The 18,262-nt window shown below is 49.3% G+C and carries 19 protein-coding genes; 8 read left to right on the forward strand and 11 right to left on the reverse strand.

Annotated elements, in window-relative coordinates:
* On the forward strand, positions 1-536 hold a 536-nt coding region (locus V7D78_RS12750), incomplete at its 5' end, for an RNA polymerase factor sigma-32 (RefSeq protein ID WP_333608834.1).
* Between the two features lie 58 nt (positions 537-594).
* Here V7D78_RS12750 and V7D78_RS12755 read toward each other — a convergent pair.
* The 3 genes from V7D78_RS12755 to gpmM all read right to left on the reverse strand — a co-directional run bounded on the left by V7D78_RS12755 (position 595) and on the right by gpmM (position 4,445).
* Positions 595-1,371 carry a divergent polysaccharide deacetylase family protein gene (locus V7D78_RS12755; protein ID WP_333608835.1) on the reverse strand — a complete coding sequence of 259 codons (777 nt, stop codon included), beginning with the start codon at positions 1,369-1,371 and terminating at the stop codon, positions 595-597.
* A gap of 395 nt (positions 1,372-1,766) precedes the next feature.
* Positions 1,767-2,900 carry a murein hydrolase activator EnvC family protein gene (locus V7D78_RS12760; protein WP_333608836.1) on the reverse strand — a complete coding sequence of 378 codons (1,134 nt, stop codon included), beginning with the start codon at positions 2,898-2,900 and terminating at the stop codon, positions 1,767-1,769.
* Positions 2,901-4,445 carry a 2,3-bisphosphoglycerate-independent phosphoglycerate mutase gene (gene gpmM, locus V7D78_RS12765; RefSeq protein WP_333608837.1) on the reverse strand — a complete coding sequence of 515 codons (1,545 nt, stop codon included), beginning with the start codon at positions 4,443-4,445 and terminating at the stop codon, positions 2,901-2,903.
* 189 nt (positions 4,446-4,634) lie between these two features.
* On the opposite strand from gpmM, the gene V7D78_RS12770 reads away from it, so the two are divergent.
* Genes V7D78_RS12770 through gpsA form a run of 4 tightly spaced genes read left to right on the forward strand, consistent with a single transcriptional unit; the run spans position 4,635 to position 6,879 of the window.
* A complete protein-coding gene (locus V7D78_RS12770; protein WP_333608838.1) occupies positions 4,635-5,069 on the forward strand; it encodes a rhodanese-like domain-containing protein in 435 nt (144 codons plus the stop codon).
* Positions 5,069-5,329 (forward strand): glutaredoxin 3, encoded by a 261-nt coding sequence (gene grxC, locus V7D78_RS12775; protein ID WP_442886531.1) that lies wholly within the window; start codon positions 5,069-5,071, stop codon positions 5,327-5,329. Before V7D78_RS12770 ends, grxC begins: the two co-directional genes overlap by 1 nt.
* A 50-nt stretch (positions 5,330-5,379) precedes the next feature.
* Entirely contained in the window at positions 5,380-5,868 is a 489-nt protein-coding gene (gene secB / locus V7D78_RS12780; RefSeq protein WP_333608839.1) for a protein-export chaperone SecB, read from the forward strand.
* Positions 5,869-6,879, forward strand: a complete 1,011-nt coding sequence (gene gpsA, locus V7D78_RS12785; protein ID WP_333608840.1) for an NAD(P)H-dependent glycerol-3-phosphate dehydrogenase — start codon at positions 5,869-5,871, stop codon at positions 6,877-6,879.
* Positions 6,880-6,930: 51 nt separating this feature from the next.
* Here the strand turns inward: gpsA and V7D78_RS12790 are convergent, their stop codons facing one another.
* Positions 6,931-8,787, reverse strand: coding sequence for a putative bifunctional diguanylate cyclase/phosphodiesterase (locus tag V7D78_RS12790; protein ID WP_333608841.1), 1,857 nt, complete (start codon positions 8,785-8,787; stop codon positions 6,931-6,933).
* A 168-nt stretch (positions 8,788-8,955) separates the two neighbouring features.
* Here V7D78_RS12790 and V7D78_RS12795 point away from each other — a divergent pair, with 168 nt between their 5' ends.
* Complete coding sequence (locus tag V7D78_RS12795) at positions 8,956-9,420, forward strand: tRNA (cytidine(34)-2'-O)-methyltransferase (protein WP_333608842.1); 465 nt, start codon at positions 8,956-8,958, stop codon at positions 9,418-9,420.
* A 17-nt stretch (positions 9,421-9,437) separates the two neighbouring features.
* On the opposite strand, the gene V7D78_RS12800 is transcribed toward V7D78_RS12795, so the two are convergent.
* From V7D78_RS12800 to V7D78_RS12810, 3 genes are read right to left on the reverse strand one after another with little or no spacing between them, the layout of a single operon-like run.
* A complete protein-coding gene (locus V7D78_RS12800; protein ID WP_333608843.1) occupies positions 9,438-10,445 on the reverse strand; it encodes an alpha/beta fold hydrolase in 1,008 nt (335 codons plus the stop codon).
* Positions 10,442-11,824: an ATP-binding protein gene (locus V7D78_RS12805; RefSeq protein WP_333608844.1), complete on the reverse strand. Its 1,383-nt coding sequence runs from the start codon at positions 11,822-11,824 to the stop codon at positions 10,442-10,444. Before V7D78_RS12805 ends, V7D78_RS12800 begins: the two co-directional genes overlap by 4 nt.
* The gene (locus tag V7D78_RS12810; RefSeq protein WP_333608845.1) at positions 11,821-12,516 is read right to left on the reverse strand and encodes a response regulator transcription factor; all 696 of its coding nucleotides are present in this window, start codon (positions 12,514-12,516) and stop codon (positions 11,821-11,823) included. The genes V7D78_RS12805 and V7D78_RS12810 overlap by 4 nt, the downstream gene beginning before the upstream one ends.
* Positions 12,517-12,659: 143 nt before the next feature.
* On the opposite strand from V7D78_RS12810, the gene V7D78_RS12815 reads away from it, so the two are divergent.
* Positions 12,660-13,214: a Spy/CpxP family protein refolding chaperone gene (locus tag V7D78_RS12815; protein WP_333608846.1), complete on the forward strand. Its 555-nt coding sequence runs from the start codon at positions 12,660-12,662 to the stop codon at positions 13,212-13,214.
* Here the strand turns inward: V7D78_RS12815 and glnG are convergent.
* The 4 genes from glnG to glnA all read right to left on the reverse strand — a co-directional run bounded on the left by glnG (position 13,200) and on the right by glnA (position 17,810).
* Positions 13,200-14,609 (reverse strand): nitrogen regulation protein NR(I), encoded by a 1,410-nt coding sequence (gene glnG, locus V7D78_RS12820; RefSeq protein ID WP_333608847.1) that lies wholly within the window; start codon positions 14,607-14,609, stop codon positions 13,200-13,202. The genes V7D78_RS12815 and glnG overlap by 15 nt on opposite strands.
* Positions 14,610-14,612: 3 nt before the next feature.
* A complete protein-coding gene (gene glnL, locus V7D78_RS12825; RefSeq protein WP_333608848.1) occupies positions 14,613-15,680 on the reverse strand; it encodes a nitrogen regulation protein NR(II) in 1,068 nt (355 codons plus the stop codon).
* Between the two features lie 78 nt (positions 15,681-15,758).
* A complete protein-coding gene (locus V7D78_RS12830) occupies positions 15,759-16,274 on the reverse strand; it encodes a DUF4124 domain-containing protein (protein WP_333608849.1) in 516 nt (171 codons plus the stop codon).
* A gap of 126 nt (positions 16,275-16,400) precedes the next feature.
* Positions 16,401-17,810 carry a glutamate--ammonia ligase gene (glnA, locus tag V7D78_RS12835; protein WP_333608850.1) on the reverse strand — a complete coding sequence of 470 codons (1,410 nt, stop codon included), beginning with the start codon at positions 17,808-17,810 and terminating at the stop codon, positions 16,401-16,403.
* A gap of 346 nt (positions 17,811-18,156) precedes the next feature.
* Here glnA and V7D78_RS12840 point away from each other — a divergent pair.
* On the forward strand, positions 18,157-18,262 hold a 106-nt coding region (locus tag V7D78_RS12840), incomplete at its 3' end, for a GTP-binding protein (protein ID WP_333608852.1).

Consider the following 18,262-nt stretch of genomic DNA (forward strand, 5'->3'; position numbering starts at 1 on the left):
TTGCGGTGCACTGGATTAAAGCAGAAATTCATGAGTATGTGCTGAAAAACTGGCGCATAGTCAAAATTGCTACCACGAAAGCGCAACGCAAGTTGTTCTTTAATCTGCGTAAAGCCAAAAAACATTTAGGTTGGTTCAATCAGGACGAAGTGGCGAATGTCGCCCAGTCACTGGGTGTGGCTGAGCATGAAGTACGTGAGATGGAATCACGTATGAGCAATTACGATATGCCGTTTGATGCGCCAGATGAAGATGACGAGTCGGCTTACACTGCGCCGGCCTATTATTTAGAAGATAAAGCCTCCGATCTGGCGAATCAGGTAGAAGAAAACCAGTGGGATAATGCTGCAGCTGAGCGTTTACAGGCGGCGATGCGTACGCTGGATGACCGCAGCCAGGATATAGTGCGGGCACGTTGGTTAGATAATAACAAGCTAACGTTACAAGAGCTGGCAGAGCGCTATCAGGTATCGGCTGAGCGGGTGCGGCAGCTGGAAAAAAATGCAATGAAAAAATTGCAGGCCGCGTTAAGCTAACTGCAATAGCAAAAAAACCTGCTGCGGCAGGTTTTTTTATATCTGAGATTAGAGGGGTTTAGTTTGGGGCAGCAATAGCCGGGGCGGTAAAACCGGCGGCGACCACATCATGCTCTTGCGGCAGTATCGCAGAAATGCCCACCAACTCTATACCCTCAGCGGCCAGTGTGGCTAAACGTTTGCGCAAAAACTGATAGGTTTGCGGGTACGGATGGCCGATGGCAATGGCCACCTGATGGCGCCGGGCGATCTGCAATAATTGCTGGAACTGCCGCTCCATGGCTTCTTCTGATAAATCATTATCTAAAAATACATGGCGACGTAGCGCGGTAACGCCATACTGCTGCGCATAATGGTTGGCTTTGCTGTGTGGTGTGGTCAGGCTGTCGACAAAAAATAATTGCCGCCGCTGCAGGTATTCCATGGTCCAGGCCATCGGCTGATCCAGCGCGGTAAACAAGCTGCCCATATGGTTATTGATGCCAATAGCATAAGGAATATCAGCCAGCGCCTGCTGTAAGCTATGTTGTACTGCTACTTTATCCATAGTACTGGTAAGAGCGCCAGGGCCGAGACTTTTGCCATTACTGGCTTCCATCGGCATATGCAGCATCACGTCTTTGTTGCGGGAAAAAGCAATTTGCGCTGAGCGTTGGCCATAAGGAGTATGCGGCAATACTGAAAACGTCAGTGCATAGGGCAGTTCAACCAGCTTTAAATCGGCCTTCTGGTAGCCAATATCATCAATAATGATGGCAATTTTCGGTTTAGCCGCCGCAGCCTCTGAGCCGTAGCACAGCATCAAGCTGCTCAGCAGTAATAAAACACAGCGCACGCTAGGTCATCCTTTACGGTAACAAGCCAATTTTTTTAATTCAGATTTGCCGTATATTGGCTTAAGAAGCCAGTAGTCGCAACCTTTTTTAACCATTGTTTTCAACCGTCTGCATCCAAGCCTTCTGCTGCGCATGAGCCTTCAATATCAGCCTGTACCTTAAGTAAGCCGCTCGGTAAATAAACAGTGTAATGCCGGGGCTTTTAATGAAATTTTATTGGCAATATAATGTAAATATTACGATTTTCTGTCTCACATCTGCTGTTGTGCAGTGGGGTCAGGCCTTGTATTTTGCATTGATTTGAAACGCTGCAGTTTGAATGCAAAAAGCAAGGCCTGACCCCCGTCGGAAAACCCTGACGGATCTTCACAAACTATAGCTCGAACCATAACGGCTAGTTACTGCGGGTAAGCCAGGGGAGGGGGTTAACGGCTTCGCCTTTTTCGCGGATTTCAAAATATAGCCCTGCTTCGGCCTGGCCACCGCTAACGCCTGCTAAGGCTATCGCTTCGCCGGCGGCGATATTATCGCCGGGTTGCTTTAATAAATTTTGATTATGGCCGTACAAGCTCATAAAGCCGGCGCCGTGGTCCAGCACTATGACCCAGCCATAGCCTTTTAGCCAGTCGGCATAGATCACCCGGCCATCGGCAATGGCTTGTACCTGCGCTCCGGCTGTAGCCTGAATAATAACGCCCCGCGCCTGCATGCCGCCCTGACGCCGCTCGCCAAAGCGCTGACTTAAGCGCCCGGCTAACGGCCAGCGTAACTGACCTTTTACTGCCGTTAAACCGGTCAACTCGCGCTGCTGCATGGCCTGACGCTGTAACTGCTCAATGGTGGCCTGTAGGCTGCTTTCGTTATTTCGTAAATAGCTAAGCTGGGTACCCTGATCTTTTAGTACTTTCTGTAACTTAGTCACCGAGCTTTGCTGCGCTGCGCGGGCACTGCTTAGTTGTTGCTGCTGTTGTTGTAACTGCTGCAAGGTGATGGCCAGTTGCTGTTGTTGCTCGGCTAATTGCTCTGCTACCTGCTGTAGCTCAGTCACCGTTTGCTGAATTTGCGCTAATTGCTGCATTCTGGCGCGGTTAAAATACTGGTAATAAGTCAGTACCCGCTCCAGTTTTGCCGCATCCTGCTGGTTTAACAATAAGCGGGTATAGTCATGCTGGCCCAGGCTATAGGCACTTTTTAGCTGCTCTGCCAGTATCGCTTGCTGGCTATCAAAGCTCTGTTGCAAGGTTTGCTGCTGTTGCTTCAGCTCAGCTTCGCGTTGCTGCAGCGCACTTTGCTGTGCCCGGCTGCGGTTAAGTTCTGTTACCGCCGTCGCCAGTTCCCGATCGGCCTGTTGCAGCGCTTGCTCTGCCTGTTCTAATTGCTGCTGTTGCTGACGCAGCTGTTGCTCTGTCAGTTTAATTTGCTGTTGCACCTGCTCCAGCTCTTGCTGTTCAACCTGAGCATGCAGCGGGCTGCTGATGCTGCCAATAGTGAACAGCAGCAGCGGCAATAGCGGCAACAATAACTTCATTTAGCGCAGTTGCATCAGAACTTTACCGGTCATTTCTGCCGGTGTGTCCATGCCTAGCAGATGCAGCATAGTGGGGGCGATATCGCTGAGTATGCCGCCCTCAATGGCCTCTGCCGGTCGGCCAACATAAATCAACGGTACCGGGCCACTGGTGTGAGCGGTGTGAGCCTGACCAGATTCAGCGTCTTGCATTTGTTCGGCATTACCGTGATCGGCAGTGATCAAACACTCGCCGCCTACCTCAGTAAGCGCCGCTACCACCCGGCCAATACAGCTATCCACGGCTTCTACTGCCTTGATGGCCGCACTCATCACGCCGGTGTGGCCTACCATGTCACCATTGGGGTAGTTGCAAATAATGACATCAAAGTCACCACCATGAATGGCTGCAACCAGTTTATCGGTCAGCTCCTCTGAACTCATCTCGGGCTGCAGATCATAAGTGGCGACCTGCGGCGAGGGCACTAAAATGCGTTGCTCGCCGTCGAACACCTGCTCGCGGCCACCACTAAAGAAAAAGGTGACATGGGCATACTTTTCCGTTTCAGAAATCCGCAACTGGGTTTTTTGATGCTTAGCCAGCCACTCACCTAATACGTTGTTCAGGCTCTCTGGCGCAAAAGCCACCTCACCTTTAATGTTTTTGGCGTATTCGGTTAGCATGACAAAGTGGCCCAGGGCCGGGCGCTGCTGGCGTACAAAGCCATCAAAGGCATCGTCGGTAAAGGCCAGGCTGAACTGACGGGCTCTGTCAGCACGAAAATTCATAAATACCAGGCTGTCACCGTCGTCCAGTGCTATTGGCTGGCCTTGCGCATCTAAAATCGCGCTGGCTTTAACAAACTCGTCGTTCTCGTCGCGCGCATAGGCTTGCTGTAAGGCCTCAGTCGCCGTTTGACATTGATATGCTGCGTTGCCCTGGGTAATCAGGTCGTAAGCTTGCTGCACACGATCCCAGCGCTTATCGCGGTCCATGGCAAAATAACGGCCGACGATAGAGGCTATCTGGCCTGAGCCAGATTCGGCAAAATGCTGCTCAAACAAGGCGATACTGCTGGCAGCACTGCGCGGCGGCGTATCGCGGCCATCTAAAAAAGCATGCAGGTAAATACGCTTAACGCCTTGCTGCTCGGCCAGCTTAATCATCGCCAGTAAATGCTGCTGATGGCTATGCACCCCGCCCTCAGACAACAGCCCCATGATATGTACTGCCTTGTTATTGGCGGCAGCGTCTTTTGCGGCCTTAACTAACACAGTGTTAGTAAAAAAATCGCCATCTGAGATAGCCTTGGTGATGCGGGTAAAGTCCTGATATACCACGCGGCCAGAGCCGAGGTTGACATGACCCACTTCCGAGTTGCCCATTTGCCCATCGGGTAAGCCGACATCCAGGCCTGAGCCGGAAATTAAGCTATGGGGGTAGTCTTGCCACAGCTTATCCATCACTGGAGTATTCGCCTGAGCAATAGCATTGCTGTCGGTTTGCTCCCGATAGCCCCAGCCATCCAGAATCAGTAACACCAGGGGTTTTTTAGGCTGTTGCATAAGGGCTCCACTTCAGAATTGCCGACAATAAAAAACAAGGCCTTATCTTACCGTTTTCTGCTGATATCTCCAGTAACAATGCACCGCTTATCGTCGAAATTTCCATGCTGATATGGTTTTTGCTGTGTCCTGATTTGAAAATCGGTATACTCATGGCTGACTTGGGTTTCAACAGAAGAAAGAAAGGTTATGGCGCAGTATATTGAATTTATCTCAAATAATCCTATTCTCAGCCTGCTGTGGCTGGTGATTTTTGTGTTACTGATCGGCAGCTGGATCAAAGCCCGCTTATCGCCGATCACCCAGCTTTCTCCGACACAACTCACCTTATTAGTGAATCGGGAAGATGCTACTGTGCTGGATATTCGCGGTATTGAAGATTATAAAAAAGGCCATATTACCGGTGCCCGGCATGCAGATAGTGCTGAGTTGCAAAAACAAGCACCGGCTGACCTTGAAAAACAGAAAGACGCGCCCATTATTGTCGTATGCCAAGTGGGTATGACAGCCCAGAAGGCGGCAGCGGCCTTAATGAAACAAGGCTTTACTAAGGTATCAGTGCTGCAGGGTGGTATGGGAGCCTGGACTTCTGCCAGCTTGCCAGTCGTTAAAGCAAAGAGGTAATGATGGCAGCCGTCACTATTTACAGCAAAGATTATTGTCCTTATTGTGTGCGGGCAAAAGCCTTATTAACACAAAAGCAGGTGGCCTTTGATGAAATACGCATTGACCAGCAACCTGAACGGCGCGCTGAAATGATTGCCAAAGCCAATGGCCGCAGCACAGTGCCACAAATATTTATTGGTACACTTCATGTCGGTGGATGTGACGACTTGCTGGCGCTGGACGCCATGGGCAAGCTTGATCCATTGTTAGTAGCATAACTAGACGTTTAACTAGTAGCATAACTTTATATTTTTAATTAGGAATTATCATGGCCGAACAACAAGCAAACGGTGTTGCAGCAGAGCAAGAAAACCAGGGTTTACAATTTGCTATTCAGCGTATTTTTGTAAAAGACATTTCATTTGAAGCGCCAAATGCCCCGGCAATTTTCCGTAAAGAGTGGAAGCCAGAAGTAAAACTGGACCTGGACACCCGTAGCGAAAAACTGGATGAAAGCACTTTTCAGGTAGTGTTATCACTAACTGTTACTACTACCGTGGGTGAAGAAACCGCTTTCTTATGTGAAGTGCAACAAGCCGGTATCTTCTCAATTGGCCAATTGGAAGAGCAACAAATGGCGCATATGTTAGCGGCATTCTGCCCAAACATTTTGTTCCCTTATGCTCGCGAAGCAGTATCCAGCCTGGTTAATCGTGGCACCTTCCCGCAGTTAAACCTGGCGCCGGTAAATTTTGATGCCCTTTTTGCACAATATTTACAGCAGCGTCAGGCAGAAACTCAGCAGCTGAACGCTTAAATGCTTAAGCCATCTGCCATTACGGTTTTAGGCGCGGGGTCTTATGGCACCGCGCTGGCGATATGTCTGGCACGAAATGGTAACGCTATTACGCTGTGGGGGCGCAATACAGCTGAGATTGCGCTGATGCAGCACGAGGGTGCTAATCAGAAATATTTACCTGATATTAAGCTGCCGCCCAGCTTACAACTGACCTCAGATCTGGCGGCGGCAGTTGCTGCTAGTCGTGATATTCTGGTGGTGGTGCCCAGCCACGCCTTTGCTGATACCTTGCGTCAGTTAAAGCCGTTGCTGGCGGCCAATGCCAGGATAGCCTGGGCTACTAAGGGCTTGGAGCCGGAAACCGGCCGCCTGCTGCAAGATGTGGCGCGCGATATTCTGGGTGAGCATATCCCATTAGCCGTATTATCGGGCCCTACTTTCGCTAAAGAAATGGCGGCGGGTTTGCCTACAGCTATTTCGTTATCGTCTACTGATATGCTTTTTATCAATGAATTATCTAACTTGTTACACTGTGCAAAAAGTTTTCGGGTGTATACCAACCCAGACTTTATTGGCGTGCAATTAGGTGGCGCGGTTAAAAACGTCATTGCTATAGGCGCAGGTATGGCTGATGGTATAGGTTTTGGTGCCAATGCCCGTACTGCTTTAATTACTCGTGGTTTAGCAGAAATGTGTCGTTTGGGCTGCGCTATGGGTGCCCAAAAAGATACCTTTATGGGTATGGCAGGCTTGGGCGATCTGGTGCTGACCTGCACTGATAACCAGTCGCGTAACCGTCGTTTTGGCCTGTTGTTAGGGCAAGGCATGGGGGTAGCCGAAGCTATCAGTAGTATTGGTCAGGTGGTGGAGGGCTACCGCAATACCAAAGAAGTTTACAACTTAGCGCGTCGGGTGGGTGTGGAAATGCCGATCACTGAGCAGTTATATCAGGTGTTGTACGAGGGCAAAGCGGTAAAACCAGCCGCACTGGATTTACTTGGCCGCGAAAAACGTGACGAGAGCAACTAATCCACCTCAGCCGTATCGTCATTAACCGCCTTTTATTTAGCAGCGCCTCAATTAACTCACCGCTTTTTTAAATAACTTGTTTTCTTTGGCCAGTAGCGCCGGTACCTCGCTGGCAGGCAAGGCTTTGCTGAATAAGTGCCCCTGTAATTTGTCACAGCCCATTACATGTAACAAATAAGCCTGCATTTCGGTTTCAACGCCGCAGGCTATCACTTCCAATTGTAAGTAACCGGCCAGGCGAATTAAGCTGGCGGTAATATTACGTTGTTGTTCATTATGCTCCATATCACGCGCTAAACCCGGGGCAATTTTCAGGCTGTGTAATGGGAAATTACGCAGATGATTTAAAGAAGATATGCCTTCGCCAAATCTGTCCAGCGTTAAGCCAAAGCCCAGTTGATTCAACTGTTGTAATTTTTGTTGCACACTGTCAGCTGGCTGGCGGAAGATGTCTTCAGATAACTCCAGTTCAAACAGGCTTGCCGACAGCTCGTGTCGCTGCAGTTGCTGCTGCAAGAAAGCAATAAAATCAGCCTGCTGGAACTGTAGCGTAGAAATGTTAATGGCCACGCGGCCGCGGTTTAAGCCGGTTTGCTGCCAGTATTTTACTTGTTCACAGACCTTTTTAAAGACGATCCGATCCAAGCTGACAATCAAGCCGGTCTCATCTGCTAGTGATAAAAAAATAGCGGGTAGTAATACGCCTCGTTTTGGGCTATGCCAGCGCAAGAGTGCCTCGTAGCCGACGACTCTGTTACTGCTGATACTGATTTGCGGCTGAAAATACACGTCAAACTCGCCTTGGGCAGCACTGCGGTATAGTTCGGTTTCGAGTAATAAAAATTCCGGAGCCAATTGTTGATAGCGGGTATTAGCAAACTGAATACTGTTTTTTCCGGTTTTTTCGGCCAGTTGCGCCGCCTTGATGGCGCTGCTGCATAGACTGTTATGATCACCGGCATCTATGGGATAAATACTTAGCCCTATATGAACCCGTAAAGCTGAAGGTTGTGAGGCTTGTTCGGTGGCGCCGAAGACAATTTTATGTGCCAGCCGGTTAAGGGCGATGTTACAATCTTCTTTGCATAAGTGAGGTGGTACCAGGATCATAAAGCTGTCATCACTGAAACGCGCAACCAGCATTTGAGCAGGGGTGAGTTGCCTGATACGTTGACCGGTAGTAGCAATTAACTCAGTGTGATCGAAGCTGGGTTGAATTGCCTGTTCTGCCAGCGTAAAACTTAATTTGATAAAAAGTACCGCCAGTTGTGGATTGCTGTCATTGCAGCTGGCAATAGCATATTTTAGTTGCTCGTCAAAAATACTGGCATTAGGTAAGCCAGTCAGTGGGTCCCGGCTTAACAAATTATGTTGCAGCTGTTGGCTCTGCCATTGTTCAGTCATATCATGGCCGACCAGCAAATACTGCTTAGTGGCCTGGTAGTCAATTCTGTTGATAGAAACGATTAAGGCGGCAGTATGTTGAGCAGTTCCCAGCCACAGTGATCCTTGCCAGCTGACTTGTTGTTGTAGTTGTTCTCGCAGCAGCGGGCCAGCGTGCTGTAGACAGGCACTGTCTTGATACCAGGGTATTTGTGTGCCTTTAGCGCCATGATGGTTCAGTAACTGTTGCAGACTTTGGCTAGTGCGCACTAGCTGTAATTCAGCGTCAAAAATGGCTACTAAACCAGGCGTCTGCTCAAGGGTATAATTTAATGCCTGTTGTTGTTGCTCTATTTGCTGTTGTTTTTTGACTAACTGCGATAATAATACCAATAGCGAAACACTGAGCAATGCCAGTAGCAACAAAAAAACAGGCATTTGCCACAGATTGACTGATGGTGTACTGAGAGGTATAGCGCTGGCAGGCAGCAACATGATCACAGGCAGCCAGCTAAGCAGTGGCATAATGGTAACGTCCTTGTGTAAATTAACAAACAGATCATTTTTAAATATAGCTAGCTTTCGACGCAAAAGGCAAACGTTGATTAGCATTATATGTGAGTATTTTTTAGTATAATTTCATGCAAAATAGCGAAAATTAGCTTTATTATCGCCATAAAAGGATCTAACACGATGTTTCATCTGGCATTATTTGAGCCACAAATTGCCCCCAACACAGGAAATATTATCAGGCTGGCGGCCAATACCGGTTGTCAGTTGCATATCATAGAGCCTATGGGCTTCGATTTTGAAGAAAAAAAGCTGCGCCGGGCCGGCCTCGATTATCATGACCTGGCGCGGGTAAGCCGCTATGCCGACTATGCTGCCTTTAGCGCAGCGATGGCGGGGCGGCGTATTATTGCGCTGACCACTAAAGGCAGCCGACCCTATCAGCAAGTAGAGTACTTAGCGGATGACGTGTTGTTGTTTGGCTCTGAAACAGCAGGGTTGTCTGAGGAGGTGCGTCAGACTATTCCGGAAACACTGCGCATCAGGGTGCCGATGCAACCCGGAGCTCGTAGCCTGAATTTGGCAAATACCGTGGCTATTGTTAGCTACGAAGCCTGGCGGCAACATGATTTTATTGGCGGCAGTTAACTCGCCGCTGGGCATAGCTATAGCGAGTCCAGTTGTGTCAGAAACTGATTAATGGCGGCAAAGGCCTGCTGCCGGATGGGGTCGGTTTCCATCAGAATTTCATGACGGGCGCCTGCTAGCGTGACTTTTTGCCGCAGTAAGGTCTGCGGTAATCGCGCAAACCACCTATCCTGGGCGCTGTTGCTGACAATCTTATCTGCGGCGGCCTGCAGTAACAAAACCGGCGTAGTCAGCTGTGCCGCACTGTGTTGCAGCAGACGCATCGCCATAATAGCCTCACTAAGCCAATGCAGCGTTACGCCGCCAAGTTGCAGGTCGGGATAATCGCGATACAGTTGCTGCATCCAGGCTAAGCGAGCCTCACTTTGGGTCAGCGGGTTGCCAGCAAAGTGTTTCGCACGATAAGGTCCCTGACCGGGTAAAAAGCCGTGCTGGCGACCCGGCCAGCCATGTTCTATGCGCGCAAGATGCAAACACATTGTTTCGGCCAGCCGTGTTGGTACTATGCCGGTATGAATACCAAACATTGGTGAGCATAAAATAAGTGCATCTATGGCCGGAGCTATGGGTGGGTAACAGGCGATAGCCGCACCCATAGAATGACATAACAGCAGATGCCGCTGATGGCCAGATGGCAGTACAATCTGTTGGACAAACTGGTTGAGATCGCGTTGGTAATCCGAAAAGTGCCCGACATAGCCTTTTTGTCGATCGGCCAGCAGTCGCTCAGACTGACCCTGGCCGCGATGATCCACAATGTAGACGGCATAGCCTGCGCTGACCAGGTCGAACATCAGCTCGCTATATTTAATCGCTGTTTCAATACGACCACTACTAATAATGATCGCGGTGCTGGCTTGTGCCGGCCGGTGAAAATGATAATACAAACTGCGGTTATCAAAGCTTTGCAGTTGCTGATGCTGCAGTTGCTGCCAAAACGGTTGCAGTTCATTGTGCCAGCGCTGGGCTAACTGTTGTTCGCTGCCCATCGCCTGTAATTCAGGAAAACCTTTGGTGTTAGTCAAGAGTGTTGTCCTTCAGTTACTGGCAGCAGGCACGCTATACAGAGCCCACCTGATTCGGGTAAGTGAGCACTGGCCTGGCCACCGTGTTGGCAGATAATTTTTGATACGATGGCCAGGCCAAGGCCAGTGCCGCCACTTTGGTTATCACGGCTTTGACTCACCCGGTAAAAGGGCTCAAAAATTGCGTCAAGTTGATCTATGGGCAGGCCTGGCCCTTGATCCCTTACCTGCAGCAAAACAGCTTTGCCCTGTTGCTGCAACTGGCAGCGGATCGCACTATGCTCAGGGCTATATTTAATGGCATTACGGATGATGTTTTCAATGGCCCGTCCCAGCAAACGGCTGTCAGCCGTTAACCAGAGTTCAACCGGGCTGTGTAATTGCAATTGCAGCTGTTTGGTATCCGCTTCCAGCTGGTTCACCTCCATCACTTCTTGTACTAAGGCTACCAGATCGCAAGGCGCAAATTGCAGCTGATATTGGCCGGCATCTAATTTTGAAAAAGTCAGTAATTCTTCCAGTAATTGCTCTAGCCGCTCTAGTTCTTGCTTTAATCTCGGCAGTTGCTGCCAGTCTTGCTGGCGTTCAGCCAGCCCCAGCGCCAGTTGTGCACGAGCCAGCGGGGAGCGCAGTTCGTGGGAGACATCGCGCAGCAGACGCTGCTGGTTTTCCATCAGGGCGCTGATGCGCTCAGCCATAGTATTAAAGCTTTGCCCCAGTTGCCCCAACTCATCCTGTCGCTTGGCCAGCTTAGTGACTCTGCTGTGTAATTTACCTGCGGCAAACTGCAGGTTTTGTTGCAACAGTTCACGTAACGGCCGTGAAATTGACATCGCCAGCAGTAAGCTCGCTGCAGCTGAGATAGCTAACAATAATAAGAACAATAAGGGCTCAGATAAACTATTCAGCCGCCACCAGGGTTGACTGGGGCGCTGACGTTTATGGTATAGCGCTAATGGTTCGTTATTAAGGGTCAGTAAAAAAGGGCCGGCCAGATAAGTATGACGATGGCGCAACAGACGGGGGCGGTTAAGGGGGGTCAACTCGGTTAGCCAGTGCTGATCAAAGTGTCGCGGCAACGCAGAGGGATTTAACACTTGTTGAGTATCAGTTTGCACCAGAATCCAGCGATCGGGGTCACGTTGTTGCAACTTTTCCAGCAACTGTTGGCTGTTGTCGGTATTGACCAGCTGCTGACTGATTTGCTGCCGTATTTGCTGTACCACCGGTATTGGCAGACGGCGTATGTCAGTCTCATCACGTAATTGGCTTGAAATAACCAGCGTCAGACTGACGGTGAGCAGCAATACCAGCCAAAACCATAAAAAAATTCGGCCAGCTAAGTAATTAAATGGGTTCCAGCGCTGAGCGGGGGTCATGCTGGCCCCGATAAAAATAAATAGCCACTGCCCCGCAGGGTTTGAATTTTGTCCTGCTCAGAACAGTGTGCCAGTTTTTTGCGGATATTACTGATATGCATATCCAGGCTGCGATCATATTGTTGCAAATGGCGGCCAAGTACGCTTTTACTAAGTTCTTCTTTACTGACCAGTTCGCCATGGCGCAGCATCAAGAGCTCAAGTAGTTGAAATTCAGTGGCGGTCAGTGTCAGCAGCTGTTGCTGGCAACTCACCTGGCGATTATGTTTATTAAGTTCGACGCCATTGACACTTAATATCGGGCTGCTAGTGCTGTTATCTTGCTGGATTAATTCTACCCGGCGTAATATCGCTTTAATGCGCGCCACCAGTTCTCGCGGATTAAACGGCTTAGCCAGATAATCATCTGCCCCCAGCTCCAGGCCTAAAATACGGTCAATATCATCGCCGCGGGCAGTAAGCATCATCACCGGGCAGTAGCGCTGCTGACGCAAGGCTTTTAACAATGATAAGCCATCGAGGCCCGGTAGCATTACATCCAGCAGCACTAAATCTTGCTGACCTTGTTGCGCCGCCAGTAACCCTTGCTTACCATTATGCACGGCCTGCAAGCTAAAGCCATCCATAGCCAGATACTCAGCCACCAGCTGACACAGCTCAGTATCATCATCTATCATTAAAATGTGCGGCATAATGGCTCCAACAACAGGCTAGGCTACAGTGTAATGCGCAGGTTAAACTGCTGGCAGTTCTTTACACAACCTTTACCCTGACTTTGCGTTGCTTTGCATTCAGGGGGCTAAGCTGTAAGGGTCTTAATAGCGGAGTATATAGTATGAAAGCACTTAGGTTAATGCTGGTAATGGCATCTTTATCTGGCTTGGCACTAGTGCCACAGGTGCAGGCAGTCAGTCAGCAAGATAGCGAAACAGCTAAACAACGCCACAGCATGCAGTCTGAGCACAGACAGCCGAAACACAGACACTCGGCACAGCAAGAGGCGGGTCAGAAGCGGCAGCGTGGTCATAACATGATGCAGCAGTTAGCGAGTCTGGATTTAACCGACGAGCAAAAACAGCAGATCCGTCAACTGATGCAGCAGAACCGGGCAGAGCGCAAAGCCAAGTACGCGGGTAAAGAGCCTGCAGCGGGCCAAGCGCCTTCCGTGTGGCAAGATCCTTCAGTTCGCCAGGAGCTCAACGCCTTAATGCAAGCTGAGCAATTTGATGAACTAGCCGTACAGCAATGGCTGGAGCAACAGCAGCCGGCGCAACTGCAGCGCCGCTTACAGGCATTAAAGCTGCAGCATCAGCTAAGGCAGATACTGACTGAAGAGCAGCGGCAACAATTGCAGGCCATCAGAAAGTCCCGCTACTCAACTAAGATCTAACTCCTTAAGTTTTCTGGTTAAGGTATTGCGGCCCCAGCCCAGGCGACGGGCCGCTTCTTGTTTGTGACCATGAGTAAAGCGCAACGCCTCCTCCAGTACGACCTTTTCAAAAGCTGGCCCGGCCTGCGCTAAGATATTTTCTGCGCCACTGGCGAGTTGTTCACCGATCCATTGCGCCAGCAGACTTTGCCAGTCGCCGTCGGACTCAGCGTTATGTTGTACTTGCTGTTGTTTAGACTGACTTAATTCCGCTGGTAAGTCGGCGACAACGATATGTTTGCCACTGGCCATGACGGTGAGCCAGCGACAGGTATTTTCCAGTTGCCGCACATTGCCAGGCCAATCAAGCTGACTTAAAAATTGCTCAGCTTCAGTTGTGAGAATTTTGGCTTCAACATTTAGCTCTTTGGCCGCCTGCTGTAAAAAGTGTTGCACCAATTTGGGGATGTCTTGTTTGCGATCTTTTAAGGCCGGCAGATGCACCCGAATGACATTCAGCCGGTGAAATAAATCTTCGCGGAATTTGCCGCTTTGCGCCAGATTTTCCAGATTTTGATGGGTCGCAGCAATAATACGTACATCGACACTGACCGCCTGATGGCCGCCAACACGGTAAAACTGGCCATCGGCCAGTACCCGTAATAACCGGGTTTGCACATCCAGCGGCATGTCACCAATTTCATCCAAAAATAGCGTGCCGCCATCGGCTTGTTCAAAGCGCCCTTTACGCAGCGTATTGGCACCGGTAAAGGCGCCTTTTTCATGACCAAACAGCTCAGATTCGATTAAATCTTTCGGGATAGCCGCCATATTCAGTGCAATAAAGGGTTGCTCAGCCCGTGGGCTATGTTTGTGCAGCGCTCGTGCCACCAGTTCTTTACCTGTGCCAGACTGGCCATTGATTAACACGCTGATACTGGAGCGGGCCAACCTGCCGATAGCTCTGAATACTTCCTGCATGGCGGGGGCTTCGCCAATAATTTCCGGTGATAAGCTGGGGCTGACACTGGAGGGTTTTGGCCGACGGCTAATGCTGTGTGCTAATGCCCGGCTAATCAATGACACCGCATCGTTCACATCAAAGGGTTTAGGCAGGTATTCAAAGGCGCCACGTTTAAAGGCATTAACGGCGCTGTCTAAATCTGAATGCGCGGTCATAATGATTACTGGCAGCTCTGGGCTCAGCTCCTGTAATTTACTCAGCAACGCCATGCCATCAGTACCCGGCATGCGGATATCGGATATCACTACCGCGGGTTGTTCGTATTCCAGCCTTTGCAGCATTAAATCGGCCGACGCAAAACTTTCACAGATAATCTCGGCGCGGCTGAGTGCTTTCTCCAGTACCCAGCGGATGGAGTTATCATCGTCAATTATCCATACTGATTGACTCATTGCTTACTCCTCGGTGTCTGATACAGGGATGTACAAAATAAACTCAGTCTGACCCGGCCAGCTGTCGCAATCAATCCAGCCACCTTGCTGATGAATTAAGGTCTGGGCGATAGATAAACCCAGACCAGTGCCGCCTGGTTTGCCACTGACCATGGGGTAAAACAAGGTATCTTTGATGTCAGTGGGGATACCGGGTCCATTATCAATAACCTTGATACAGGCCACTAATCGGTAGCGTTTGCCGTGTAACGTATGCTGGTGCAAAATCCGGCTTTGCAGGCAGACATTGCCACCATCGGTGAGTGCTTGCTGCGCGTTGCGCACTATATTGAGTAATGCTTGTTCCAGTAACTCCGGGTCAAAACTAAAATCCGGAATGCTGGGATCATAATCGCGCAGAAATCTGACGCCAGTAGGGTTGTCTATTAACGCCAGTTGCAATACTTGCTCTATCACCTGATGCAGATTTGCCTGCAGGCATTGTGGCGGCCTGTAGGGGCCTAATAAGCGGTCAACCAGATTACGTAGCCGGTCTGCCTGGGCAATAATTAATTGTGTGTATTCTTTTTGCTCGTTATCTAACGACTCTTCCAGCAGTTGCGCTGCCCCCCGTAAACCGCCTAAGGGGTTTTTAATTTCATGTGCCAGGCCACGGATAAGCTCACGGGCAGCAAGGTGCTGATGCTGCTGCAGGCTTTCCATGCTAATTTTACGCTGCTGCTCTACCTGACGTATTTCCAGTAACAATAGCGGCTCAGCTGCGTCAGCGACGGTTACACTGATATCAAGCAGTAAATGCCGGCCATCTAATAGCACTGCCTGAACATCACTAACGCCGAAGGCCTGGCGGCTACTTAGTGCAGAGCTTAAGTGACTTGCTTTGATATCAAGGTGTTGAAACAAGGCAGCAAACAATTGCTGGCGCAGGCGTTTCTCACCGATGCCCAGTACCGCACAGCAGGCGGTATTAAAATAACGGATACGTAATTGCGGGTCGAGTAATAGCACAGCGGTACTAAGCTGAGCGGTTACCCAAGAATAATCTGCTTGTTCTGTTGCTAGCTGATCCATTAGTCTGCCCTGTTGCACCAAGATGGTGCGTTATCGGCCAGTTTAGATCAGCTTGCGCCAAAATGCACTGCAGATGCACTATCTTGGTGAATTCACCGTTGCTCTGTGAAGATAAAAGGTTGTTACAGGACTGTTTGCAATAAGCTTGCCGCTTTGATCAAAAAGTTCCATTTGTAGTTTGTGCTCGCCACGATCCATATCGCGTAAAATAAATACCGCATTATTTTGTGGCTCACCGACCGGTTGACCATCTACTACTAATCTTACGCGCAGGCCACGCTCAAACATCGGTGTTATACGACCATTGACATAGACTGAGCCGGTATTGTCGCGAACGGTGCCGTGATCTTCAGGTTGGGTGATGCTGACGTTAAAAGGCTCTGGCGCTGGAGCTTTACGCTCTGGCATGTTTGGATCGGTGGCAACCATAATGTTAGGCCGGGTGTTAAGTGTCACTTCTTCAGCGCCTGCTTGTGGGCTGTCAGAAAACACTAATACGCCATTAGCGTCACGGGTGACAAAAATTTTTTTATCCTGTGCTGTTGCTGGCAACAACATTAAGCCTAACATGGCTAAAAGTAATAGCTTTTTCATCCGCGTCTGAGTTCCATAAGCAATACACTTGCTGATTATTCTTCAAACACTTTAACGCGCTTTGCGGCAGATTTCTACAAAAAAAAGCCCACTTGATGTGGGCTTTCTGGTTAGACCTGATGACGCTTACACGCTGTAATACAGTTCAAATTCCAGTGGGTGCACAGCCATTGACACTTTACGTGATTCGGCACGTTTAATGGCAATATAGGCATCGATCATTGCATCTGACATTACGCCGCCCTTCGTAAAGATAGCGCGGTTTTTGTCCAGCTCATTCAGTGCTTCATCCAGTGATACACAGACCTGTGGAATGTTCGCTGCTTCTTCTGCAGGTAAGTCGTACAAATCTTTATCCATGGCATCGCCTGGGTGGATCTTGTTCTGTATACCATCTATGCCAGCCATTAACTGGGCAGTAAAGGCCAGGTAAGGGTTAGCCGCCGGATCCGGGAAGCGACATTCAATACGGCGCGCTTTAGCACTGGGTACTAATGGAATACGGATAGAGGCTGAACGGTTACGGGCCGAATAGGCCAGCATCACCGGTGCTTCAAAATGCGGTACTAAACGCTTGTACGAGTTAGTAGACGGGTTAGTAAAGGCGTTGATGGCCTTAGCATGCTTGATGATACCGCCAATGTAGTACAGGGCAAGTTCAGATAAACCGGCATACTTATCACCGGCAAACAGGTTAACCCCGTCTTTGGCCAATGACTGGTGACAGTGCATACCTGAACCGTTATCACCCACTAAAGGCTTCGGCATAAAGGTCGCGGTTTTACCGTACAGGTGGGCAACGTTATGAATAACGTACTTTAACTGTTGCACTTCATCGGCTTTTTTAGTCAGTGTATTAAAGCGGGTTGCAATTTCGTTCTGACCGGCGGTGGCCACTTCATGGTGATGTGCTTCAACGACCTGACCCATTTCTTCCAGCACCATACACATGGCGCTACGGATATCATGGCCTGAGTCTACTGGTGGTAACGGGAAGTAACCACCTTTCACGCCAGGACGGTGACCTTTGTTGCCATCTTCGTAGACGGTACCTGAGTTCCAGGCGGCTTCTGAAGAGTTCAGTTTAAAGAATGAGCCTGCCATATCAGTATGGAAGCGCACATCATCAAACATAAAGAACTCTGGCTCTGGTCCAAATAATATGGTATCAGCAATGCCGGTTGATTTTAAGTATTCTTCAGCACGCTTAGCGATAGAACGTGGGTCACGGTCGTAACCCTGCATAGTGCTTGGCTCAATAACATCACAGGTAATGTTAAGAGTGGTTTCTTCAAAGAACGGATCTAACACCGCAGTACTCGCATCTGGCAGCAGGATCATGTCGGAGTCGTTAATGCCTTTCCAGCCGGTAATAGATGAACCATCAAACATTTTACCGTCTTCAAACATGTCTTCGCTTACCTGGCTAACCGGCACACTAACATGCTGCTCTTTGCCTTTGGTGTCGGTAAAACGCAAATCGATAAACTTAACGTCGTTTTCTTTAATTAATTCCAGAACCTTTGCTACAGACATGTATTCCTCCAATTGACCCAATTTGAAACCTACTGTGTTGGTTGCCCTATTAAATGCCAGTTGCATGCCAACAAATAAAATACTTATTAATCATTGATGTAGATATAAAGCACTGTAGGTGGATTACCATTTTGCACCAAAGTTGTGCGTTATCGCCTCAACTTGGTGCGCTGACTTCAGGCCAAGCCTAGCACAGCCAGAGCGCTCTGCTGAAAAAAATAGCGGCTTTCGCTGCAGTATTTTGTCTTTCTCTGAAAAAAAAGAGTAGAATATGCGCCCTTTACATTTTAAAAGCGTTTGCCTGGTGGTCATTATGGTCATCTAGTGCCACAGAGGATATTGATACATGAGCGTCACCGCCACCACTTTAGATAAACTGCGTAATATTGCCATCATCGCCCACGTTGACCATGGTAAAACAACCCTGGTTGATAAACTGCTGCAACAGTCGG

The sequence above is a fragment of the Arsukibacterium sp. genome (genome assembly GCF_036735525.1).
Taxonomy (GTDB): domain Bacteria; phylum Pseudomonadota; class Gammaproteobacteria; order Enterobacterales; family Alteromonadaceae; genus Alishewanella.